Raw genomic sequence first — 22,720 nt, 5'->3', positions numbered from 1 at the left:
GCGTGTGAGGCAAGATCCACTGAAGAAAACCCAATGAACAGCGACGACCTTTTGGCCGAGTACGGACCGCGAGAGTCCATGGAGTACGACGTGGTGGTGGTGGGCGGTGGTCCCGGCGGCCTGTCGACAGCCATACGCATCAAGCAACGCGCGGCGGAAGAGGGCCGGGATGTGTCCGTCGTGGTGCTGGAAAAGGGATCCGAGCCGGGCGCTCACATCCTCTCTGGCGCGATCATGGATCCCAACGCACTGACCGAACTCTTTGCGGACTGGAAAGAGCGTGGGGCACCATTGAGGCAGCCTGTAACTGACGAAGCCTACGTCTTTCTGAGCAAGGAATCGTCCTTGCGCGTCCCCAACATGTTCCTGCCGCCGTTCGCGCATAACCGCGGGAACTATGTCATCAGTCTGGGGGCATTGACGAAGTGGCTGGCCGAACAGGCCGAGTCGCTCGGTGTCGAAATATTTCCGGGATTCGCGGCCGCCGAAGTGCTCTATAACGAACACGGTGCGGTCATGGGTGTGGCGACGGGTAACCAGGGTATAGGCAAGGATGGCGAACCCAACGAGCACTTCCAGCTTGGCATGGAACTGCATGCCAAATACACGATTTTCGCCGAGGGCGCACGCGGCCATCTCGGGAAGCAACTGATTGCACGCTATGAGCTCGCCGCCGGGCGCGATCCGCAGAGTTTCGGTATCGGCGTCAAGGAACTGTGGGAAATCGAACCCGCGCGCCACAAGCCGGGCTTTGTCATGCACACGGCCGGCTGGCCGATGGACAGCGAGACCTACGGCGGCTCCTTCCTTTATCACCTCGATGAAAACAGGATCGCCGTGGGTTTCGTCACGGGCCTCGGCTACACGAATCCTTACCTGAGCCCGTTCGAGGAATTCCAGCGTTGGAAGACGCATCCGAGAATCCGCCACTACTTCGAGAACGACAAGGGCGAGATCACGGCGAAACGCCTGTCCTATGGCGCGCGCGCCATCAATGCGAGCGGTATCAACGCGTTGCCCAAGTTCATCTTCCCGGGAGGGGCGATGGTAGGTTGCGAGGCGGGCTTTCTCAACGTGAGCCGCATCAAGGGCAGTCATGCCGCGATCAAGACCGGCATGCTCGCGGGCGAAGCCGCTTACGCGGCGGTGGCGGCGGGGCGTCAGCACGACGAGCTGACGGAGTATCCGCACGCGTTCGAAAAAAGCTGGCTCTGCGCCGAGCTGCGCAAGGACCGCAATTTCAAGAACTGGTTTGCTCACGGGCTTGCCGTGGGCACGCTGATGAACGGCTTCGAGCAGCTCGTTCTGCGCGGTCGCATCCCCTGGACGCTGCGCCGCAAAAAACCTGACCACGCATATTTGAAGCCTGCAAGCGCTTGCCAACCTATCGACTATCCCAAGCCCGACGGCAAGCTGACGTTCGACCGGCTTTCCAGCGTGTTCATCAGCAACACCAACCACGAGGAAAGCCAGCCCGCGCATCTGACGCTCAAAGATGCGGGCGTGCCCGTGAACGTCAACCTGATGACGTATGCAGGTCCGGAAGCGCGTTACTGTCCCGCAGGTGTGTACGAGTTCGTCGATGCCGACGTTCAGGGCGGCAAGCGGCTACAGATCAATGCGCAAAATTGCGTGCATTGCAAGACCTGCGACATCAAGGACCCAACCCAGAATATCGTATGGGTCACGCCTGAGGGCGGAGGTGGTCCCAACTATTCAGGAATGTAGATGAGGTGGTGAAGCGTTGTTTTAATCCATCGACCTTTGCATTTGAACGCGCGCCCGTCGTGTGAACCAAAGGCGCGCCGGGCTTGGGTTTTGGCACCCGGACGCACGTTGCCATGCTGCCGGAATGTATCTGCCTCACGTTCCGATGTATGGCGATGGCGGCCGATCAGACTCGGCGCGCGTTCGTCGAGTCTTTCGAAGCAAGCCGGAATTCAGCGCTCCGTGGAGCACATAGTCGTCAGCTCCGCGGCTTTCATCGCCGGATTCATCTCACGCAACGCGGCGAGCAGCTTCCGGGCTCTGTCCTTACCTAGCACGTCACCGGTGAGTTCCATGAACTTCGCGTCCTGCTCGTGTTCCGGCATGGGATTCTTGTCGGTGCCGATCGGATCTTCCACGAACACATGTTCCGAGGTGCCGTTCTTGAACCTGACCGTTACGTCCGCGACGAACTTGCCGGGGTAGTCCTTCTCCAGCGCCGGCTCTTCAGTGATACGGATACTGCGGGCCATGTCGATCACCGGAGCCATGTCGACCTCGCCCGCGAGATAGTCGCGATGGATCGGGTAGCCATTCCCATTGCCCAACAGCGTGAACGCTGCCTGAATCGGCAAGCTGAATTGCACATGCTCGATGTTCTTGGGTTCGTAGGCATTTGCGTTGGACGTGCCGACGACGACGTTGAAGTGCGGCGTGATCTTCAGGTGCACGTCGGCAATCTCGTCCCGGCGCAATGAAAACGGTCGCAGCGCGTCGATATAAGCATGCGTGCAGTAGCAGGCGCAATAGGCTTTGAGCCAGACAGTACCGATCTCGAAAGGCCGACCCGGCGCGAAGCGTTGATCGGCGGCGTCGCCTGCCGTACGCTGCAGGAAGGCCCGAAAGAATCCCTTGTTTCCGCTCAGGAATGCGCGCGGTCCGGTGATGCCTGCCTTGGCCATGTCGGCGGCCGCGATGCCATTGCGTGTGCCGATTCCCGCGTGGACGCGCTTGATGGAGCCGCCTGTGGAAGTGTATTCGGTCGTACCCGAGACGTGGCTCAGCGCAATCGCCAGCGCCTGCAGCGTTGTCTCGGCGTCAAATCGGCGCAATTTGGCGGCAACGGCCGCGGCGCCGAAGTTGGACAGCGTGCAGTGCGGATGAAAACCGCGTTGCAGGAGGTCGGGCGCAGCCAGCAATCCGATGCGCGCGTAGACCTCGTATCCGGCGACCATCGCGGTGATCACTTCTTCGAGCGAAGAGCCAAGTTCCTCACCGATGGCGAGCGCAGCCGGGATCACGCAACTGCCCGGATGACTGTAGCTGGGACCGTGGGCATCGTCGTATTCGAACCCATGACCGTAAGAGCCGTTGACGAAGGCGGCGTCCATGGCGCTCATCGTAATTGGCGAGGCGCTGACGCGGCTTTTGCCCGGTCGCTGCTGGCTCGACGCGTATTTGAGCAATTGCTCGGACCACGGCATCCTGGAGATACCGATCTGCAGCGCGAGCTGATCGCGCATCAGCCGGTTGATTCCGGCGTGCGCGGGCACGTCGATGTCCTCGTATCTCAGGTCCTGGATGAACTGCACCACTGCCTGTTCCAGCGGCGGGCAATTAGATGGCACGGAGGATCGATTTTGTTGTGCGGCGGTCATTGCAGTCTCCTTGGAAATGATGAGAATAGTGTTCAGGCCTGGCGGTAGAGATGTATCGTTCGACTCACCGATAACGCAATGGCGGCGGCGATCAGTGCAACCACGGCCATCAACATAAGGGCGGCGGTATCGGTTCCGGTTAGATCTTTGGTAACGCCGAGCAGATAGGGCCCGGCAAAGCCCCCCAGATTACCCACAGCGCCGATCCATGCAATGCTCGCCGCGGCGGCCGAGCCCGAGAGCAATTCCGTGTTGATCGCCCAGAACGCGGGCAGTGCGCCAAACATGCCAAATGCCAGGAAACAGAACAAGACGAGTTTGACGACGGGGTCGCCGGAAAGGCTAGCGCCAACGAGGGATGCGGCGCCGATGAGCGTGGGTAGCGCGATGTTCCAGCGGCGCTCCCTGGTACGGTCGGAGCGGCGTGCCCAGAACACCAGACTTGCGGAGCCGATCACGTAGGGAATGGCCGTGACGAACCCAGTCTGAGCGTTGCTCAGGCCGAAGGATTTCACGATTTGCGGGAGGAAAAAGCCTATGCCGTAGATGGTTAGAAAGAAACCGAAGGCCATGGCAGCGAGCAGCCACACCCGTTTGTCGGAGAAGACCTGGGAAACGGGAACGTTGTGATCTTCAGGCCGCTGCAAGTATTCATTGCTCATACGAGCGGAGAGCCACCCGCGCTCTTCTGCTCGCAGCCAGTGCACGCTGTCGGGGGCGCCTTTGAGGTATTGAATGATGACGACGCCAAGAATGAGCGCAGGCAACGCTTCAATGAGGAACATCCACTGCCAGCCCTGCAGCCCGGCTAGACCATCGAGCCCGTGCAGGCTCAAGAGCATGCCTGAGATCGGGGAACCGATCACCGAAGACAGGGGCGCGGCTACCAGCAGATATCCCATGACACGCGCACGATAAGCCGAAGGAAACCACAGAGTGAGGAGATACGCCACGCCTGGAAAGAAGCCCGCCTCAGCCAGACCTAATAGAAGTCGCACGGCGTAGAAACTATGCGGGCCGACCACAAAGGCTGTCGCCCCCGAAATCAGGCCCCACGTGATCATGATGCGGGCAAGCCAGATGCGCGCGCCTACGCGCACCAGCAGCAGGTTGGAGGGCACCTCGAACAGGAAATAAAGGAGAAAGAACAGCCCTGAACCCAGACCGTATTGCGCGGCCGTCAGGCCAATGGCCTGATTCATTTGCAGACTGGCGAATCCGACGCTCACCCGATCGAGAAAGGATACGAAATAGCACAGCGCAAAGAATGGCACCAGACGCCGAAACACTTTGCGCATGGTGCTTTGCTCAAGCGATTCCATGCTGTCTCCTTATTGTATTTGTGTCGCTGGAAGGCGTTGCGTCACCTTCCGCGCGTAGCAATCAGCGTTCTGCCGGGTTCAGATCTCGCTCGGTATCAGCGGGTCGAGCAGTGCGCTAACAACGTCATCCACTTCATCGAAATGAAGAATGTCGTAGACCATTTTGTCCACGACTTCCTGAGCAAGGGGTATGGCAGAGTAGGGCACGCAGAGCTTGAACTTGGCCATGAAATCCTCTTCATTGAACGGATTCCTGGGATGCCCTTTCACGTATATGCATTCCTTCCTCACTTCACGCCCATCGCGCAGCTTCACAGTCAGGCGTGCGCCCCAATCGGAAACGCCAGGATTTTCCTCGGCGGTGATGCGCGTCATCAACTCGCGTACTTCGGGCCGGGCGCGCGCTTCTTCGCTATACGACTCCAGGAAGACCTTGCCGTCAAATGCGGCAATGGCCACGACATAAGGCAGGCTGAACTGGCACTCGGGCACCGTGGCGGGATGCCACTTCTTATCCTGAGGCTCGCACACGGCGCGCCAACTTGGCGTGGAGGTCTCGATGTGAATGCTGACGATGTCGCGCACTCCGAACGCCTCTTCTTTCATGAGCGCGCGGATGGCGTCGATGGATGAATGCGAGAAATAGCAGGCGCTATAGCCCTTGGTGATGATGTTTTCCAGTTCCCAATGCTCACCGAGATCCCTGAGAATGAACTCGGGATCGGTCTCCCAGCGCGCCGTGGCGAAGTAGCCCTTGGCGCCGAGCAACACCTCGGCGCGCGGTCCGGTGATGCCGCGTTGCGCCAGCTGGCAACAGGTGATGGCCGCCTGGCTGACCAGTCCATGATGCATGCGCACCATCAGCGTGGCGGGCGAGTAGATTCCCATGGTGTTGGGTTGCGTCATGGTGCGCGCGATGCCTTGGGCGTTTTCCAGTTCTTCCTGTGTCAGCCCTATCAGTTTGCCCACGGCGGCCACGGCGCCGAAAATGTAATGGCCGCCGCACTCATGGTGTTTAACCCCGCGGTTGATGACCTTATAGGCCGTTCCCAGCCGCACGAGAATTTCCTGACCGATAGCCATCGCAGCAACGAACGCCTTGCCCGAAACGGGGCCGCGAAGGCCGGTGGCAGCGAGCAGCGTGGGCACGATGTATTCGGTTACGTGACCGGCCTCCTCGTGCAGATCGCCGCAGTCCATGGCGCGCGGCATCGGGCCCATGGCCAGCGCTGCCTCGTTGGCTGGCACCCGACCGCCGTAAAAGGGCAGCGGCGTTTGAGGGTTGCCCCCGCGCTCTTTGACGAGCGAAACGATAGCGGGGATGCCTTCCATCGCGGATCCGCCAATGGTGACGCCCATGGCATCGAGCAGGGTATGTTTGACGTGACGTACGACGTCGGCCGGCAAGTCGGCGTACTGGGTTTGCAATGCCATTCGGCAGAGCGTAGCCATCGGGTCTTCGCCCCGTTGCGGCTTGAATTGGCTCATTCCAAAGTCTCCGTTATTTGGCTTTCCGTAATTTTTCGTTTGTACCGATGCGGGCATTACCTGCCATCAGACGTTCGAACTTCTGCGGGCGTACTTCGACATGACGTCGCGCATTTCGTCCGCTTCGATACCCAGCAGACGTCCGTCAGGCAACCATCCAATGCCGGAGGGACACTGAGGCACGTCCATTTCCACGCGGACGCCATCGAGCAGGACCGTAAGTTGTCTCATAGAATAACTATTATTAGTTAGGCAGAGGAACCGCGACGTGGCGCGACGAGTATGCGCGATTCCAGAGTCGATTCGAACGAGGGCACCATGTATTGAACTCGCCAACATCGAATGACGCAACGTGCGTGACGCCGACGTTCCGTACTTTGGCGATTGCGGGAAGCCGTGCGCAGCAGGTCCGTGTCGAGCGGACCGGGCGCGACGGCATTCGCGGCCCGGCCTATCAATCGCCATAGCCGCGAAGCTCCAATGCATTGGCGCATTCCACAGTTTCCTCCACAGGGCTTATTCAACGCCTGCCAACTCACGCAGACGCATCGTCACATTCCTGTGGCCGATGGCAGGCGTCGAATAAACCTTAGCGGGCACGGCCGATCCCTGGCGACAGAGCCACCAGGCCAGTCGGCCCATGCTTCGGCAACGAGGCTCTGCAGCGGCCGCCAGCACCTTGGTCAAACCCTCTTGCGTGCCGCTCACCGTCGACCGCACGACGGGCGGCCAGTTGTCGGAATGCACAATCAAAGAACGAACGAGGCTTTGGCCGACAACACCGCATATAGACTTCCTTATTTCTATAGACGATTGTGGGACAGCGCACGTCCGGGCAGTGCGCTCAGAGTTAAGTTAGCGTTTCGAAAATTGATGCGTCCCGAGCGCGCGGTCCATTCCGCGACGTCGACGGGCCAACGGACATGGCACTCGTTAAGATCACCGCTCGAGAATTGGAAATTGGTTCGCCGCTTCCATTCGCCGTCTACTCTGCAACTGGCAAGCTCCTGCTGGCACGCGGCTACTTTGTTCAATCGGAGAGCCAGCGGGAAAAGATTCTTTCAGCGGGTGGACTACGCAGCGAGAATGAGAAGGCACATTCTTGCAGCGGAAGCGCTGCCCGTCCGGGAGGAATGCTCGTCTCGACCGCCAACGTGACGAGGAGAAGGGCGGGGCATTCGCCCATCAAGTGGCTGCCAACACTGAAACGCTTCCGAAGACGATCGACAGCATACAGGTGACGATTGTCGGCAGTGAGCCTCAGCCTCTTGAGACTGACTTCGTCGGTTCGATTTCCGGCAGCGCGCTGCTCGTGACCGCTTCTAGCGGTGATGAGTTCCTCAAAGCCGGAGCTGAAGTATCTTGTAACGCCCTTCGAGGGCGAAAGATCTATCAGTTTCGCAGCACCGTACTCGGACGCAGTGAGACGCCGGTCAAGGTAATCTATCTGGCTTGGCCGGCGTCCGTGCAGACTCACGTCGTGCGCAACCACGTGCGAGTCTCGACCGAAATGCCAGGGCGTTTGATCAGAAACGACTGTGTCGCCGCCGGCTTCGACGTAACAGTCACGAACGTGAGCCTGGGCGGCATCGCTTTCCGAGCTTCCAACGACCTCGTCAACGTTGGCGAGCACTTCAGATTGGGATTGCGCCTGCGCGCCGGGGGTAAGCTTCACGCCGTCGTGTTCAACTGCATAGCGCGCAATGGGAGGCGCGTTGACGGTGGCGTCCTGGTCGGTGCGGAGATCAGCAGCCAAACAGCGGATACGATGGCTCTGCTAAGACTACACATGTTCGAGACCGCAACGGGCAGCGCAGCCCAATGACGCTGAATACATTTGATTCGCGGCCGCTGTGTTCATTCGGCCGTAAGAACAGTCTCCGCGTCACTTGCTAAGCCACGTCGGCGATCTTACCGATCTGCTGACTAAATGATCCGGCCGCTTGCAGATTCAATGCGCGAGAATGCCCATCGCCTGCTTCTTGAGTTCCAGAAAGTGAGGGTCGAAGGCGACCTGCGGCGTGCGGGGACGCTCCAGTTCGATCGGCACGTCGAGCGCGACCCGACCCGGTCTTGACGATAGCACGATGAGACGCGTGCCGAGAAAGATAGCTTCGTCGATGTCATGCGTGATGAACACGATGGTGCAATGCAATTGGTCCCATAGCGAGGTCAGGAATGTCTGCATCGCGCTGCGCGTTTGCGCATCGAGCGCGCCGAAGGGCTCGTCCATCAGCAAGACCTTTGGCTTCATGACGAGCGCACGCGCAATTGCCACGCGCTGCTGCATCCCGCCGGATAGTTCATAGGGTTTATGACGCGCGAAGTTTTCGAGACCGATGGTGCGCAGGATGTCGGCGGAGGCCCTGCGGCGTTCGGCCTTTGAAACCGAATGAAGGGAAAGACCGAACTCGATATTCTCTTCGACGGTGAGCCACGGGAACAATCCGGCCTGCTGGAATACGACGACGCGGTCTTCGCCTGGCTGATCCTTGATCTCGCCATCTATGTAGATATTGCCCCGCGAGGGCGACGTCAGACCGGCCAGAAGGTGCAGCAAGGTCGTCTTGCCACAGCCGGACGCCCCGAGCACGGTGACGAACTCGCCGCCCTGGAACTGCAGATTGATGTTCTCGAGGGCGGAGGTTCCGCCGAAAGTCTTGTAAAGGGAATCGATTAGGATAGTCAAGTCCGTCTCCTGCCTGGCGAGTAAGTTCTCAGCAGCTCAGCGGCTCAATGCAGCGCCTCAATGAGCCAGCGATTGCGAATATTGCGGAGCGACGTTGGCCTCGAAGTTTGACGGCACCGTCTGAATGCGTCCGATCGAGTTGAGTACCCTGGCGGTATTTACCAGCGTTTCATACGTCGCCGACGTTTTTACGCCTGCGCCTGAGCCCATTACTTTCGGTGAGGTCTGATCGGCTCCTGAGAACAGCTCGTAGCCCGCCAGTTCGCTTTTCGCGACATCCACGGTGACGCCCGTCTGTTTAGCCATTTCGGCGATCGCCTTATCGGGGTCCTTCTTCGTTATCTGATAGCCCTCGTCGAGCGCGCCGACGAAGCCGCGTACGAGATCCGGGTGTGCCTTCGCCCAGTCGGCGTTGGCGATGCAGACGTTGTAGCTGGACGCGCCGCGCGGCAGATCGCCGTCGGTCTTGATCGCTTTGCCGCCGGCCGCGCGCAACGCGCTGAACACGGGATCCCAGACGATAGCCGCGTCGATCGCGCCCGTCACCCACGAGGTGCGCATCTGCGGCGGCGCCATATTGATCTGGGTCACCGACGTGTACGGCACGTGCGCTTCGGCGAGAAACGTCGCCAGTTCGAAGGACGCCTGCGAGCCCGCGACGATCGCGATCTTCTTGCCCTGCAGACCCGCCACATCGCGGATGCCGCTTTCGGGCTTGACCACGATGCCGGCCGCGTTCGTATACCGTTCCTGGTTGTACACGATCGTCATCGGCAAGCCCTGCGCGATCGCGGTGACGAGCGGCGGCACGCCGAGGCCGCACATGAACGAAAGGCTGTTCGAGGCCAGCGCGCTCATGGCCGCAGGTCCCGAGCTGAAGAGCTTGTACTCGACCTCCGCATTCATGTGACGTTCGAACAGGTGCTCCGCCATCGACACCATGTATGGGTCCGCGCCGTTGTCTTCGTAGCCGATGATGACTTGCGGCTTACTCTGCGCACAGGCGGCGCCGGCGATCAGGAGGCCGCAGGCAAGCACGGCTGCGGTCGCGGCTCGATTAGGGTGTTTCGTCTTCACGTCTGGTCTCCTCTGATGGTTGGTTTCAGTCATTTCCGCGCCAGGGAACGATCCAGTTCTCGAGCCTGCGAATCACCAGTTCCATGGCGTAGCCGATGACCCCGATAATGACGATGCCGACGATGACAACGGCAACCTGCAGCGCTTGCCCGGCGAACTGTACGAGCCAGCCCAGCCCGCTGCTGGCGGCGATCAGTTCGGCGGCGACCAGGCAGGTCCACGCCACGCCGATTCCCACGCGCATCGAGGTGAAGATCTCGGGCATCGCTGAAGGCAGTACGATCTTGCGGAATATTTGCGCGTTGGTGGCACCCAGGGTGCGGGCCACCGCGATACGCAGCGGCGGCGTACTCCTGACTCCCGACATGGTGCCGATGATGATGACCGGGATGGTGCCGACGAGAATCAGAATCGCCTTCGGCAATTCCCCGATGCCGAACCACACCACCAGAAGCGGGATATACGCGAGCGGCGGCACCGGACGGATGAACTGCAGCAACGGGTCGATGATGTCGAAAATGATTTTGCTGCGGGACATCAAAAGGCCGATCGGAACGCCGATCGCGACCGCGCCGACGAAGCCGATGATGATGCGAAAGCAGCTAATCAGAATGTCGCTGATCAGCGACTGGCCGCCATATCCGTTGCGCAGAATATCGATGAACGCTTGCCAGACGGCCACCGGCGAAGGCAGCGCGAACGCAGGAAAGACTCCCGCCATCGATATCGCCTGCCACAGCAGGACCGATATGATCAGCACGGCGCCGGTCAGCCAATAAGAATTCATGCTTGAGCGTGCGCGACGCTGTTTGACCTCCGGCTTGCGCCGCGCCGTGGAAGGCTCGATGGTCTTGTCGTGGTTGAGTAGGGCTCTCACTCTCACTGCCGTCTCCTCAGTTCGGATTCGAATGCCCGGGACGCGGAATGCGCTTCGACGTCCCGTCCGTTGCACAAACCTGTGAATCACACGGGCCGCCAGGTGCTGATACGTCGTGTAAAAGGTACCTAGCCAGGAACACAAGACCCGAGAGCGGCTTTGAGTCCCGGAACGGTACGCGACAGCTCTGCTGACCAAAAGTAAGGTCAGCGGCGGCACGCACCGGTTTCAGGCTTTCGCCGGATGCTCGATTGCAAACTCGCCGGTTTAGTCAAGCATCGTCAAACAATAAGCTACCCGGTAGTGCCAGGCTAAGGGATCTGATAGGTCCAGATATCGAAGTCATGTGCCGCCTGATGCCTTGGCTCCGAGGCCGACGATGCGCTGGAAATGGTGAGGCAGACAGATGTCTGAGGCGGCCACCGCAGGCCTGCTTCACGATGGGACGCCGGGAGCACGCGGCGGGGAGCAACGGCAACGCGGTTGGCGGCCGCGCATCCTTGGCAAGGGCGGATATTTGCCACGCCGAGGCGGAAGAATGTGGCATATGCCGCCGGAGGGTTCGCCATTATCACCGCCAGCGCAGTGTCAGAAATCCCCGAACTGGCCGAAGAGCGCCCGACGCGCGTGAGCGGCATTTCGGGAAGCGCCAGGTCGGGGCCGGGGCGCCGCCGCCCGATCGGGCCGAGCGTTCGAGACCGCGAATCTGGAGGTAAGCAACATGAAACTCGCAACCATTATCGTCGCCGCTGCATTGGCCATCCCGGCAGTCTCGTCCTTCGCTCAGAGCCAGTCGCTGACCCGTGCTCAAGTCAAGGCAGATCTGGTGCAAGTCGAGCGGGCCGGCTACAACCCGAGCATGGATCGCACGACGTATCGGGCAGCGATTCAAGCTGCCGAAGCCAAGGTCGCGGCGCAGAACGGCCAGACGAGCTACGGCGGCGTGGCCGACACGTCATCGGCTTCGGGCGCCCCGGCGCACACCGGCAATAGCGTCGCACCGGTCTACTTCGGTCATTAAACCGGCTCGAAGCCGACAAGGTTCGTCTTGTTTAAACAAACTGGCCGCTGTGGGACACGACAGGCGGCCAGTTTGGTTTTCCGCACCTCCGCCACCGGCTGAGCCGATGGCTTGCCCAGCGCTCGAGCGCCTGGGCTTTTTTCGTGTGCGCCCAGCATGGGCGCACTCCTACGGGTGGAAGTCCCGCCATAAGCTGGTCACAGCGAATGAAGTGAAGCGCAACTGCGAGAGGGCGACTGATCGTCGGCATTGCGAAGATTGGTGCGTTGGTGCCGGGCGTGTCTCGCTCAGGATCGACGTTGACCGCGGCACTGTTTTAAATTTCAAACGTGAAGAAGCCGCGCGCTTCTCTTTTCTGCTGGGTTTGCCTGCCATCGCGTTGGCCGGATTGAAAGAGCTATGGGTGCTGTTTGACGCGCACATTCCGTCCGACGCATGGTCGCTCCTGATATTTGGCCTCATAGTTGCCAGCGTTTCAGCGTTTGGCGCCATTGGGGGTTGATGAAATTCCTCGAGCGGTTTCCACGTGGCCTTTTGTCGTTTACCGCGGGGCACTTGGTGTCTTTCTGCGAGTCGCCGTCAACGTCGGTCTGCTACTAAGATGATGCGATGGACGATGTCAGCGTCAAGGGTTATTTCGTCGCCTCGACGACGGACGGCCGGAACCGACGAAGAGAGCCGTCGTTAATCGTGCGGTTATGATTGCGGTTATGATTAAACACATGATGGTCACGAGATTTCGCTGCGAAGTGAGCCACGGGGCAGTCCTTCCCATGTGTGCGTGCGACCCCGACTGGCTGATTTCTTCGCAAACGCGTACGGTATATTTCATCCTGTGCTCCATTTTTTAAGATTACGTGCGGCTGGGAAGAACAGAGAATGAAGGTGAGAAACGCTGCTCGCTGGGCGCCGCGCGGACTGAAGCGCTGGCTTATCGCTGGCATTGCGCTTGGAATTGCATGCGGCATACGATTTCTAGCCCACCCGCTCCTTGGGCCAATCATGCCGGGCACCCTGTTCTTTATAGCGGCGGCGCTCATTGAGTATTACTTTGGGTTAGGACCGGCAATCACGGTGATGATTTTTGGACTGGGGGTCGCGGATTATCTGTTCGTTCCACCGTATGGCCAGTTCGATGTGCTGGATCAATCCGACGTCGCCCTGATTGTTTCCTACCCCCTGGCCACCGTGTTGGTGATATGTCTCATTGAACGTTTGCGCCGTGCTCAGTTTCGCGCGGAGCTCATTGCGGACGTGGCGCGCTCGCGATATGAAATGCTCCTGCGGGCCGATAACGAGCGGGCGGTTGCCAATCGCGCAGCTGACGAGACACATCGACTGCTGCGACATCTTCCCCACTATCACAATGATATCGTCATGATCAAAGCGGTCGACAGGAATGCCCCGGGGGGCAGTGCGAGCATCGACGCAGCGCAAACCTCAAACGTTGCGATTGCGCAGGGAATCCGTTACAACAGTGTTCATGCGGACGACGTCAAGCATTTGGCGGCGACGGTTCATGCAGGCAGTCACCGCGTACGGCTAGGCGTTGGGACCGCACATAAAACGGTGAACTGTCTTTGCGAACGCTTTACGACCCACGCGGGCGATTTCCTTGTGTTTCGTCTCGAGGAATCGTCATGAGCGAACTGAAGCCCATAGCGTATGCAGGCGGCGATCACGCGGTATTGTTGCTACACGGCCTGTCGAGTTCTCCGCTTGAGATGCGCTTCCTCGCCCGCGCCTTGAATCGCGAAGGTTTTACCTCGGTCGCACCGCTGCTGGACGGCTATAGTGCGGGATCGCCGCACGCCAGGATGGAGAGTTGGATAGCCGCTGCAGTCCGCGAGTTCGATGCGCTGGCACGACAATACGCGCGAGTCTCCGTGTGTGGCTTGTCGATCGGCGCCGCATTGTCGTTGGCCGTCGTTCACGAACGGCCGTCGGCGCAAGCGCTGATCCTGCTCTCGCTTACGCTGGATTACGATGGCTGGGCGATGCCTTGGTACAGATTTTTATTATATTGGGCCTATTACACTCCGCTGCGCCACCGTTGGCGGTATCGCGAAGAGCAGCCCTTCGGCCTGCGCAACGAAGCGCTGCGCGCAAAGGTCGCACGCGCAATGCAAAGGAGCGACTTCAGCGAAGTCGGACCGTCAACCATCTCGTTGCCCGCGCTGCACGAGGCAAGCCGCCTGGCCAGGTGCGTTCGCGGGGTGGTGCCGTCGATCACGACCGACAGCCTGGTTATTCACGCGATTGACGATGAGACCTCCAGCCCGCTAAACGCGCGTTTCGTCGCCAGCCGTGTCAACTCGAGCTTCCTGCGCACTATCTTCCTCGACGACTCGTATCACATGATCACGTCCGATAACGAGCGTGAGATCGTGGCGAGAGAGATTGTATTGTTTTTGCGCGAGAGCCAGGAAGCCGGTGACGTCGCTGACGGAAAGCGGGCGCCGGTCATTTCGAAGGCGCTCGCGCGACGACTCAGGCAGATCGCGGCGCTTAGCACGTGACATTCAAAGCAACAGCCTTATCGTACCGCGCGCTTGGCATTCGCTTCGGCGCGGCCTTCGGCAGTTAGCTCGTATTTCTTCAGGACGGCCATGCCGCGTCCTTGCCGCAAAGTGACGATTTCGCGCTCGACAAACCCGCGTTCGTGAAGCTCGGCAGGGTCTTTCGCAAGATGCCGCGAGCGCACCAGTCCGCCGTGTATGGTGTAGGGCATTCCCGTCGACGCGCTATATTCGACGGCCAGTTCCCCGGCCCCGGTATGAATTGGAAAGGAACCCACATGGATTGTCACGCAAAGCGACGTAATCGCGGGCCTCTACGGCCACGCGCTCGACCTTGCCATCCGCCAAAAGGTACTTTCCTTCGAGTCACGATCAGGCGCAAGCGCGCCGATTGGCTGGCCGCGCAGGGTCGAGCCAACGAGGGCGCATTGGGCGGATCGAAGGCAAAGCGATGTGTAACCTGATGCGACCGAGTCGCGCTGACAACTTCCGGCTCCTTGTCGACCTATGAGCTACGCACCGGGTCGTCGATTGCAGAACGATCGTTCGATATGCAATGCCAGTGCGACGCGCGCATTAGCGCATGCGGAGCGCGACGAGAACCTGAGATCCCAGCCGAGTGTTGATGTCGCAGTCAAACCGCGCTTTTTGGGCGGCGCAAGTCAGGGTGATTTGGCCAATGCGCGGATCGTCTGCCCTGCCGCGTTCGAACAGGACGAGAGCGATCGCGCGGCTCGAGTGCGTCGATGCGCACAGAGAAACGGCCCAAAGTCGCAAGGCAGCGCGGGACAGATGCTGTTCTCACTCGGCTAAAAAACGTCGCTCGGCGGCGGTCGTTCTTGCTGCAGTGAGCGACCATACAAGCGCGCCAATCCAGCCGAGGAATGTCCAGCCGAGGAGGATGTTCAGTGCGACTATCGCGTCGTAGCTTTTATGATTGCGCGACTGGGCGATCACCGATGGCCACATATAAAACAAAATCAGGAGGATTGGCAGGGCGACTTCGATCATTTTGGTCTCCATGTCTTGTTTTGTGGCTGTCTTCTGCCATCGCGTCCGGGATCAAAGAAGAGCGCGCAACCAGTTTGATCTTGTGGACGCTTGACGTCAAAACGGAAGTGAGGCCTGCCGCGCACAACCCATCGAGTATCGATGAGTATTCCGTCAAGAACTGCGGCAGCGGCGCCTGTCGAGGCGCCAAAAATACGACAAGCAAATTGAGACGTCTTTATCATGCCTGCTTTGAGCAGCCAGTGGCGCAGCAATCTGAATCACCCTTTTCCAACGTCACTTCATCCAGCGAAGCAGTCGAGAATAGCGCGGCAATTTCGCGCGGTTGCGCTTCTACGGCGATAGATCGCACGCCACAAAGATCGTGGGAAGCAGTCAGACGTCGCCATGCGTCGATTACGGAGACTGCGTCTTTGATGATGTGTGCGGCGGATCCGGCTGAGTAGTAGTCGATCGAAAAAATGTAGTCGCACGGCAGGGCGGCCGCGAATGTATGAATACTTGCATGATCCATCGTTGTCCCCTGCCAATTTGTGTTGTTGTGGTCACGATAATCGTCGGCCGAGTGCTCAGATTCCGTCAGTTACCTAACATACCAAGTTTCGCTGCCAGGGCGTGCCCCTGTCTCCGCGGCCCTCGCCAACGTCATGGACGAAGGCGATAGCTTTGCGGGCGGTTAGTTCTAAATCGCCGCTAACACGAGTGCGAGCGGTCCAAGCGGGCGCGGGCGCCGCGGGCCGCAACGCGTTCGTGAGCGCCGACACGGCATTAGGCGCCGCGCTTGGGTAAGGCGTAGGCAATCACATAGTCGCCAGGCTGCGTCTCCATGAAATGATGGCCCGCAGCGACGATCACAATGAACTGGCGTCCATTCACTTCATACGTCATGGGAGTCGCCTGGCCACCCGCCGGCAGAACATCGCTCCAGACCACCTTCCCGGAGCTTATGTCGATCGCCCGGATAAGATTGTCTGTCGCAGCCGCGATGAAAACGAGGCCTCCGGCAGTGATGATCGGACCGCCGTTATTGGGTGTCCCGATACCGATCGGCATGCCGGTCGGCAGGCCGAATGGTCCATTCGCGCGCGCCGTGCCGAGAGGTCGCTGCCATAACACCTCACGGGTATGCATGTCGATCGCGGTGATCATGCCGTACGGCGGCTCACTGCACAGCAAGTTGGTGTACCTCATGACGAAGGGATGCACTGAAACGCCATAAGGCGTTTCGGCTTGCGCCCCTGAACCCCCTCCGTCCGGATCGAAGGCCCCGTCGTCGATCGACTTCAGGCGACGCGCGTCTGCCTCGGATCGAGTGAGCAACTGGTTGTACATAGGGGTGTTGTTCCAGTTGGCGACCAGCACGCCGTTTGTCGGATCGTACGCCACGCTGCCCCATTCGCTTCCACCGTTGTTTCCGGGGTATTGAATCCAGGGCCGGGTGAGGCTCGGCGCAGTGAATTCACCTTCATAACGTGCGCGTCGGAACTTGATTCGACAGTAGAGCTGATCGAGAGGCGTGAGTCCCCACATCTTTTCTTCGCTCAGATTGCCAAATCCGAGCCGAGGCATGCCAACCGACCACGGCTGGGTCGGTGTCCGAGGATCTTCCGCTATGACGCTGGACGGGGCCGGACGCTCCTCGACCGGCGTCAATGGCGCTCCGTTGCGTCGGTCCAGCACAAAGGTCTGGCCGCGCTTGGTGGGCACGATCATCGCGGGGATCGGGGCACCGTTCTTATCCGGGAAATCGATCAGCGTGGGCTGTGACCCGATGTCGTAGTCCCAGACATCCTTGTGCACGGTCTGAAATACCCAGCGCATCTCGCCGGTACGCGCGTCCAGCGCGACGATCGCGGAAGAAACCTCGTTTTCCTCGGGCGAGCGCAGCGCACTGTAGTAGTCGACCGCGGAGTTCCCCGTCGGTACATAGACGAGGCCCAGCTTGTCGTCGCCGACCATCATGGTCCATGAATTTGGCGTGCCGCGGCTGTACCACTGACCCGGTGGGGGTTCGCCGTGGTCGTTCGGACGCTTGACGTCCCACGCCCAGACAAACTTGCCGGTGTCGGCGCTGTAACCCCGAATCACGCCGGAGGGCGCCGAGCGACGCTGGCCGTCCAGCACCTCCTGATTCGTGACGATGATGCCGTTGACCACGGTTGGCGGTGCGGGTTCAGCAACGAAGCCAGGCACGGACGGACCCATTCCGACCATGAGATCCACCTGACCATGCTTACCGAACGTTTCACACGCCTTGCCCGTATCAGCATCGACCGCGATCAGGCGCTCGTCCAGCGTGGCTTCAATGATCCGTCTCCTGCACGGATGCTGCGCGGAAAGGACCTTCGATTCGTAGTACACCACTCCCCGGCACGCCGCGGTGTACGGTACGCTTTCGTACTTCACGCCTGATTTGTAGCGCCATACTTCATCTCCGGTCGCCGCGTCGAGCCTCATCAGATCGTTCGTCGCCGAGCACAGGTAGACCGCGTTGCCAATCTTGAGCGGGGTCGTCTCTGCCGCCCATTTGTTCTGCCGGCCCGCCGGAGGCAGATCTCCCGTGCGGTACATCCACACCTGTTGCAGTTGGCTCACATTTTCCGGTGTGATCTGCTTCAGAGGCGAGTATCGCGTCGCGTCATTGTCGCGGCCGTAGACTGACCAGTCGCTGTCGGGTTGCCGGGTGACATGTGACCTCGCTCCCGTGACGAGAGGCTTGTCCGGTAGGGGCCCGACTGCGGGTGTGACGTTGTAGGGCACAAAGGCGAGCGCAAAGGCCACGACGAAGATCACCGACATGGTCCCCGCCAGAGAGCGCGACACCTTCTTCGATACGTCCAGCATCGGCAATAACAGCGAGACGAAAAATGCGATGACGGTGATCAATCCAAGGCGCGGCACCCAACCCCAGTAATTCAGGCCGGTTTCCCATGCACTCCAGATTACTGTGCCGAGAAATACCATGGCGTACAACCACGCCCCAGACCTGCGAAAGCGAAACAGCTGGACGCCGGATGCGGCGATCCCTGCGCCTGCGATCACGTAATACGCGGAACCTCCGAGCAGGATCAGCCAGCCACCGCCCATGAGAAGCAAAAATCCGAGCGAAACCAACGATATCGCCAGCAGACGCAATGGCCATGGCGAGACGCCTTCCCGGGTTGTCGCGAGTGATCCTGATGCCGCGATTGTGGAAATGTTCGCGCGATCCATCGTGGTCCCCTCGCTTGTTCGTGTTTGTTGTATGCGAGGGAATCGTCGTTCAGTTGCCCGGGTTCCGTCAGTTGTCTAACGTACTGAATTTCGCGGCCGTGGCGCGCGCGCTTTCGAGCGCATCGAATTCCTTGTCTTTGCCTTGCTTTGTTTTCGTGCGCCTGCGAGAGTTACTGCTACGCCGCCCTCAGGGAATTCGTAAATACGGATGAACTGCAAATCCGTCCCGATTGACAGGGGTTCGCTGTGCTGCTTGCGGGACAAAAGGGACAAAAAGCTAGTAGCGCGCTACTTGAGAGGAATAGATCTGCGTGCTCGTGATGCTTATCAAAGTGAGCACGCAATGCGCAATCGGCTGCGACGATGATTGTGTTTTGCCTAGGAAACTTCAATGATCTTGCTAAGAGTGCTGAACCAAGCGAGAGCCAAATGAAAATGCTGAAACGGGAGACAATGCCTCTCCGAGAGCGGTTGGAATGGCTCATCGAGGCGGCTCAGACTCGGCGCTACGGCGATTTCTTGAGCACGGCCAATATTGCCTTTTCGACCGAATATCTAGTCGCAATCGGCCAGGCAGGCAAGAAGGAAGGCTGCGGCGCTGTCAGCGCTCGACTGCTGCGGGCAGATCTTACAGAGTTAGTTGACCGGGGAATTCTCTCCCGCACGCGCACTAATCGAGGATATGTCTATACGGTGAAGGCCCGAGACTCCGGACTGGACGTAAAAGACGGAAATGGGGAAATGGATCGGCGTCCAAATGCGTCGTCGGTTTGAAGCACAACGCAAGCTGCGCTCGATGTGACAAAATGTGGGAACACTCCAGTGCATGGGTTTCGACACATTCGGCATATGCACTGTCGACCGATGGGATCGGGAGTGGCGTCACGCCCGTCGCACTCGCAGCCTCTTTTCACTGCTTTTTGTCGACATCGGAACGACGGACGGTTGAAGGCGTTTAGCGCGTACGGCCATCAGGCGGGTCACGATGCCCTTGCCGCCGTCGCGCGTTGTATTGGAGAAAGCATCCAACCGCCCGGCCGACACTACCGCGCGCTATGGCGGAGAGAGGTTCCGAGCTCGCAACTGAGCATGCGGCGGCGAATTTGGCGGGTGACGGCCGGCATTGGGATAGCGACTTGGCGACCCGAGCAGAATGCGGAGCTGACTGCGCTCTACGGGGGACCGACGAGGCGCTGTATCACGCCAAAGCCGCCGGCCGAAATAAAGTCATTCCTGACCTTACTGACTGATCTACGTTTGAACGGCGCGAGTCGCAACCCAGTGTGCGCATGATGCTGCCGCGTGATTCGCCATCCTGAAGCATCAAGATCAGCTTCGCGCGTCGGACATCCGCCGCACGCACCGTCCGGCTGCGCGCCGCACTGGTCGCATCAGTTGCCGCCAAGCGCGTCAGCCTCGGTGTAGTTGCTTTATGACCAACACGACGAGGTAACGCGGCTCGTCGAACATCGTCGCGAGTTCGAAGAAGAACAGGAACGCAAGCATGTAAGCCATGCCCGGTCGATACGCCATGAATCGCATGAAGAACGGCGTGATGCGGGTGCGTATCGGCGCGCGCGTCAGCAGCCACACGCAGAACGCGCCGATGAGCGAGCCTGCGATGACGTCGGTCGGATAATGCAGTCCGAGGTACACGCGCGGCAGACACACGAAGACCGCGCAGTGGATGATCGCGAGCACGCCGATCCATCGCCACACGAGGAAGATGCCGACGGCAACCGCCATCCAGAGCGCGGCGTGATCGCTGGGGAACGAACTCCACAGGCGCATGCCGTCGCCGATCTGGTTCGTCAAGGGAAACGACAAGTGAAGGGCGGGATCGTAAAGCGGACGAAGGCGGAACGGCAACGTCAGCGCGAACAGGCGGCCGAGCAGAAATGCCGCGAGCGCGGCACATAGCGTCGCGACAACGATCTCACGGCGCCATTGCTGATCATCTCCCTTCTGGCACCACATGGCGCAGAGAATCGCCAGCGGAACGAGACCTTTGGTGAAGTAGAACTGGGCGATCGCCTGAACGGTATGAGTGAACAGGAAGGAAGACGCGCCGATATGGACCACCCAGGTTTGAATTGCCGTATCAAAAGCGCTCATTCTTCGGTTCTCCGTGAAATATATGTCGTTATTGTTAAGAGCGTACGTGCATCGGGGTGTATTCGTACGTTCAATACCCCGCATAGAGTCGGATCTATCGCTCCGCGGTACTGTTGCATGTACCGGCGCGTGGCCGAATTGGGCGAGAAGATCGTCATCCTTAAATTTGTTCGGCTCACGATTCTGTGCTCGCGCCAGCACGCGACCCAACGCTCAAGCCGTCGTTGACTGAGGTGCGAAGAGCAGGAAAACACTCACGACGAGGAGTGCCACTCCAGCGAAAGTACGCAGTGAAGTCCCCTCCTGCACGGCCACGCCGAACAGTGTTATTTCCCAGGATCGTGACTGTAACCATCAGCGGATAGGCAATGCTAAGCTCGACGCGCTTCAAGGCAATGGCATACAGGACGAAACCTGCCCCATAGGCGCAGATGGCCCCGAAACGGCAAAAAAGCGGACGCGTCGCAAAGCCGAGCAGGAGCGCGCCAACTAGTCTCCGGCAGCTTGCCGGCAAGACGGAGAAGGATACTTGCGAGCGCGCTGCAGGAGCCGCTCAACAGAAGCGTGATGTACGACATGGTAAGCAGGAAAATTGGTTATACAGCGACCACAACTGTGGCCACACACAGGAAAATGACGAGCAGACTAAAGGGGTCCTTGACTGCATAGACAATTGGGTCATCGTGCATCTGACTGCGGAACGCAAGCATCCACGTTTGGCTTATCCAGTACAACAACAAGCCAAAGAGCATCCACAACGCGTGTGGATGGCGATAGAGAACGTGCACCTGCGACGAATTCAGGTAAAGCACAAGGACCAGTACCGCAACATATCCGGAGGCCGTGCCGAACGAACGCAAAATACCCAAATCTTGCGTGACGTAGCCTCGTCCCGAGGCGGACACCTGACCCGCTCGAAGCAGGCCATCGAGTTCGGTGTAGCGCTTGACCATGGCAAGGCTCAGGAACATCATCACGGAGAACATGATGAGCCAGTCGGACAAGCGAATATCGCCGGCCGCACCGCCCGCGATGATGCGGCTCGTATAGAGCGCGGCAAGCGCAAAGACATCCACGAGCGCGAAGCGCTTGAGCTTGAAAGAGTACAGCAGCGTGGCGACGAAATAGGCGACCATTACCACTTGAAATAGCTGCTCTATTCGGGATGCCAGAGTAGCGGCCGCGATCAGGAGCGTCACGGTGAGCACCATTCCAAGCGCGAGCGACAATTGCCCCGACGCGAAGGGCCGACTCCTTTTCCTGAGATGGCGTCGATCCGAATCCAGGTCGAGCATATCGTTCAGCAGATAGCAGGCCGACGCACAAAAGCTGAAAGAAAAAAATGCTGTCACCTCAGCGAGGATCGTCGGCGCATCAGTGAAGCGGTGCGATGTGAGAAGCGGCACGAAGATCAGCAGATTCTTCACCCACTGATAGACGCGCATCTCCTTGACGACGAGGCGCAAAAGTGAGCGCCTCTGTTCGAAAACAACGATGGTCTGGTTGACCTTCTTCGCCGCCGCTGCGATGCGACGATTGCCTACGACGATCGCCTGACGCGCCTGCTTCCAAACGGGTACGTCCGCGAGCCCGTTGCCGCAATAGTCAAATCCTTGAGCGCCGAATCGTTCTGTCAGCGCACTGGCCTTCTGACTGCCCTTCAGGTTGCGGACTTCATCACTGGCAAGCACGCCTCTGAAGAACCCGAAATGTTTGGCGATTTGGTCGACGAGCTGCTGATTTGACGCCGAACAGAGATAAAGATCTCGCCCATTTTCGCGTTGCTCGCGCAGAAAGCCGACGAAATCCATGTTGTAGGGAAGCACCGAGACGTCAATGGAGACACGCTTCGCGATTTCGGCTTTCAAGCGGGCCTTGCCGTTCAACAACCAGACGAGGCACAAGAACAAGTAGATCGGGTTTTTCTTGACGAGCACGAGGAACGTCTCGGCAAGCAAGTCAGTCGAGGTCAAGGTTCCGTCGAGATCGACGCACAGAGGAACGCTTACGTCCGTCATTTCAG

Annotated in this window: 19 protein-coding genes and 1 pseudogene; 8 read left to right on the top strand and 12 right to left on the bottom strand. The window is 59.4% G+C overall.

The genetic code is table 11. The features are described 5' to 3' along the window. Positions 1–33 precede the first annotated feature (33 nt). Positions 34–1,728 carry an electron transfer flavoprotein-ubiquinone oxidoreductase gene (locus tag AWB75_RS25705; RefSeq protein ID WP_061126859.1) on the top strand — a complete coding sequence of 565 codons (1,695 nt, stop codon included), beginning with the start codon at positions 34–36 and terminating at the stop codon, positions 1,726–1,728. A gap of 212 nt (positions 1,729–1,940) precedes the next feature. Here the strand turns inward: AWB75_RS25705 and AWB75_RS25700 are convergent, their stop codons facing one another. The 3 genes from AWB75_RS25700 to AWB75_RS25690 form a co-directional block, all read right to left on the bottom strand. Further along, the gene (locus AWB75_RS25700; RefSeq protein WP_061126858.1) at positions 1,941–3,365 is read right to left on the bottom strand and encodes an MmgE/PrpD family protein; all 1,425 of its coding nucleotides are present in this window, start codon (positions 3,363–3,365) and stop codon (positions 1,941–1,943) included. Between the two features lie 32 nt (positions 3,366–3,397). After that, positions 3,398–4,687, bottom strand: a complete 1,290-nt coding sequence (locus tag AWB75_RS25695; RefSeq protein WP_061126857.1) for an MFS transporter — start codon at positions 4,685–4,687, stop codon at positions 3,398–3,400. A gap of 78 nt (positions 4,688–4,765) precedes the next feature. Further along, positions 4,766–6,175 (bottom strand): MmgE/PrpD family protein, encoded by a 1,410-nt coding sequence (locus AWB75_RS25690; RefSeq protein WP_061126856.1) that lies wholly within the window; start codon positions 6,173–6,175, stop codon positions 4,766–4,768. 1,102 nt (positions 6,176–7,277) lie between these two features. Between AWB75_RS25690 and AWB75_RS25685 the strand changes: the two genes are divergently transcribed. Further along, on the top strand, positions 7,278–8,000 hold the full coding sequence (locus AWB75_RS25685) for a flagellar brake domain-containing protein (RefSeq protein ID WP_087086834.1): 723 nt from the start codon (positions 7,278–7,280) through the stop codon (positions 7,998–8,000). Positions 8,001–8,126: 126 nt separating this feature from the next. On the opposite strand, the gene AWB75_RS25680 is transcribed toward AWB75_RS25685, so the two are convergent. The 3 genes from AWB75_RS25680 to AWB75_RS25670 are packed head-to-tail and all read right to left on the bottom strand — an operon-like array spanning position 8,127 to position 10,818. Beyond that, the gene (locus AWB75_RS25680; protein WP_061126854.1) at positions 8,127–8,864 is read right to left on the bottom strand and encodes an ABC transporter ATP-binding protein; all 738 of its coding nucleotides are present in this window, start codon (positions 8,862–8,864) and stop codon (positions 8,127–8,129) included. Between the two features lie 57 nt (positions 8,865–8,921). Then, positions 8,922–9,941 (bottom strand): taurine ABC transporter substrate-binding protein, encoded by a 1,020-nt coding sequence (locus AWB75_RS25675; RefSeq protein ID WP_061126853.1) that lies wholly within the window; start codon positions 9,939–9,941, stop codon positions 8,922–8,924. A 25-nt stretch (positions 9,942–9,966) separates the two neighbouring features. After that, positions 9,967–10,818, bottom strand: a complete 852-nt coding sequence (locus AWB75_RS25670; RefSeq protein ID WP_235012235.1) for an ABC transporter permease — start codon at positions 10,816–10,818, stop codon at positions 9,967–9,969. Positions 10,819–11,539: 721 nt separating this feature from the next. Here AWB75_RS25670 and AWB75_RS25665 point away from each other — a divergent pair. The 4 genes from AWB75_RS25665 (at position 11,540) to AWB75_RS25650 (ending at position 14,358) form a co-directional block, all read left to right on the top strand. After that, entirely contained in the window at positions 11,540–11,839 is a 300-nt protein-coding gene (locus AWB75_RS25665) for a DUF4148 domain-containing protein (protein WP_061126851.1), read from the top strand. A 211-nt stretch (positions 11,840–12,050) separates the two neighbouring features. Continuing rightward, positions 12,051–12,341 (top strand): undecaprenyl-diphosphate phosphatase, encoded by a 291-nt coding sequence (locus AWB75_RS25660; RefSeq protein ID WP_235012234.1) that lies wholly within the window; start codon positions 12,051–12,053, stop codon positions 12,339–12,341. Positions 12,342–12,718: 377 nt separating this feature from the next. After that, on the top strand, positions 12,719–13,483 hold the full coding sequence (locus AWB75_RS25655) for a DUF4118 domain-containing protein (RefSeq protein ID WP_061126850.1): 765 nt from the start codon (positions 12,719–12,721) through the stop codon (positions 13,481–13,483). After that, positions 13,480–14,358 carry an alpha/beta hydrolase gene (locus AWB75_RS25650; protein ID WP_061126849.1) on the top strand — a complete coding sequence of 293 codons (879 nt, stop codon included), beginning with the start codon at positions 13,480–13,482 and terminating at the stop codon, positions 14,356–14,358. Before AWB75_RS25655 ends, AWB75_RS25650 begins: the two co-directional genes overlap by 4 nt. Before the next feature lie 17 nt (positions 14,359–14,375). Here AWB75_RS25650 and AWB75_RS25645 read toward each other — a convergent pair whose 3' ends face one another. The 4 genes from AWB75_RS25645 to AWB75_RS25635 all read right to left on the bottom strand — a co-directional run bounded on the left by AWB75_RS25645 (position 14,376) and on the right by AWB75_RS25635 (position 18,582). Next, complete coding sequence (locus AWB75_RS25645) at positions 14,376–14,648, bottom strand: hypothetical protein (protein ID WP_143746497.1); 273 nt, start codon at positions 14,646–14,648, stop codon at positions 14,376–14,378. Positions 14,649–15,159: 511 nt separating this feature from the next. After that, complete coding sequence (locus AWB75_RS25640; protein WP_061126867.1) at positions 15,160–15,369, bottom strand: superinfection immunity protein; 210 nt, start codon at positions 15,367–15,369, stop codon at positions 15,160–15,162. A gap of 220 nt (positions 15,370–15,589) precedes the next feature. Next, a complete protein-coding gene (locus tag AWB75_RS37230; RefSeq protein ID WP_143746496.1) occupies positions 15,590–15,883 on the bottom strand; it encodes a hypothetical protein in 294 nt (97 codons plus the stop codon). A 254-nt stretch (positions 15,884–16,137) separates the two neighbouring features. After that, positions 16,138–18,582 carry a membrane-bound PQQ-dependent dehydrogenase, glucose/quinate/shikimate family gene (locus AWB75_RS25635; protein ID WP_087086832.1) on the bottom strand — a complete coding sequence of 815 codons (2,445 nt, stop codon included), beginning with the start codon at positions 18,580–18,582 and terminating at the stop codon, positions 16,138–16,140. Positions 18,583–19,011: 429 nt separating this feature from the next. Between AWB75_RS25635 and AWB75_RS25630 the strand changes: the two genes are divergently transcribed. Continuing rightward, entirely contained in the window at positions 19,012–19,356 is a 345-nt protein-coding gene (locus tag AWB75_RS25630) for a hypothetical protein (RefSeq protein WP_143746495.1), read from the top strand. A 94-nt stretch (positions 19,357–19,450) separates the two neighbouring features. Further along, positions 19,451–19,832, top strand: a pseudogene (locus tag AWB75_RS39500) (diguanylate cyclase); the annotation flags it as partial. A 160-nt stretch (positions 19,833–19,992) separates the two neighbouring features. On the opposite strand, the gene AWB75_RS25625 reads toward AWB75_RS39500, so the two are convergent. Together AWB75_RS25625 and AWB75_RS25615 are read right to left on the bottom strand one after the other, a co-directional pair. Next, positions 19,993–20,697, bottom strand: a complete 705-nt coding sequence (locus AWB75_RS25625; protein WP_061126846.1) for a phosphatase PAP2 family protein — start codon at positions 20,695–20,697, stop codon at positions 19,993–19,995. 596 nt (positions 20,698–21,293) lie between these two features. Next, positions 21,294–22,715: a UbiA family prenyltransferase gene (locus AWB75_RS25615; protein WP_061126845.1), complete on the bottom strand. Its 1,422-nt coding sequence runs from the start codon at positions 22,713–22,715 to the stop codon at positions 21,294–21,296. Between the last annotated feature and the right edge of the window lie 5 nt (positions 22,716–22,720).

Source organism: Caballeronia catudaia, from assembly GCF_001544755.2.
In the GTDB taxonomy this organism is placed as follows: Bacteria; Pseudomonadota; Gammaproteobacteria; order Burkholderiales; family Burkholderiaceae; genus Caballeronia; species Caballeronia catudaia.
This window is presented reverse-complemented; position numbering and strand designations above follow the sequence as displayed.

Coding starts and splice junctions, on each gene's coding strand:
- AWB75_RS25705 (WP_061126859.1), top strand. CDS start 34: ATGAACAGCGACGACCTTTTGGCCGAGTACGGACCGCGAGAGTCCATG.
- AWB75_RS25700 (WP_061126858.1), bottom strand. CDS start 3,365: ATGACCGCCGCACAACAAAATCGATCCTCCGTGCCATCTAATTGCCCG.
- AWB75_RS25695 (WP_061126857.1), bottom strand. CDS start 4,687: ATGGAATCGCTTGAGCAAAGCACCATGCGCAAAGTGTTTCGGCGTCTG.
- AWB75_RS25690 (WP_061126856.1), bottom strand. CDS start 6,175: ATGAGCCAATTCAAGCCGCAACGGGGCGAAGACCCGATGGCTACGCTC.
- AWB75_RS25665 (WP_061126851.1), top strand. CDS start 11,540: ATGAAACTCGCAACCATTATCGTCGCCGCTGCATTGGCCATCCCGGCA.
- AWB75_RS25655 (WP_061126850.1), top strand. CDS start 12,719: ATGAAGGTGAGAAACGCTGCTCGCTGGGCGCCGCGCGGACTGAAGCGC.
- AWB75_RS25650 (WP_061126849.1), top strand. CDS start 13,480: ATGAGCGAACTGAAGCCCATAGCGTATGCAGGCGGCGATCACGCGGTA.
- AWB75_RS25640 (WP_061126867.1), bottom strand. CDS start 15,369: ATGATCGAAGTCGCCCTGCCAATCCTCCTGATTTTGTTTTATATGTGG.
- AWB75_RS37230 (WP_143746496.1), bottom strand. CDS start 15,883: ATGGATCATGCAAGTATTCATACATTCGCGGCCGCCCTGCCGTGCGAC.
- AWB75_RS25635 (WP_087086832.1), bottom strand. CDS start 18,582: ATGGATCGCGCGAACATTTCCACAATCGCGGCATCAGGATCACTCGCG.
- AWB75_RS25630 (WP_143746495.1), top strand. CDS start 19,012: ATGAAAATGCTGAAACGGGAGACAATGCCTCTCCGAGAGCGGTTGGAA.
- AWB75_RS25625 (WP_061126846.1), bottom strand. CDS start 20,697: ATGAGCGCTTTTGATACGGCAATTCAAACCTGGGTGGTCCATATCGGC.
- AWB75_RS25615 (WP_061126845.1), bottom strand. CDS start 22,715: ATGACGGACGTAAGCGTTCCTCTGTGCGTCGATCTCGACGGAACCTTG.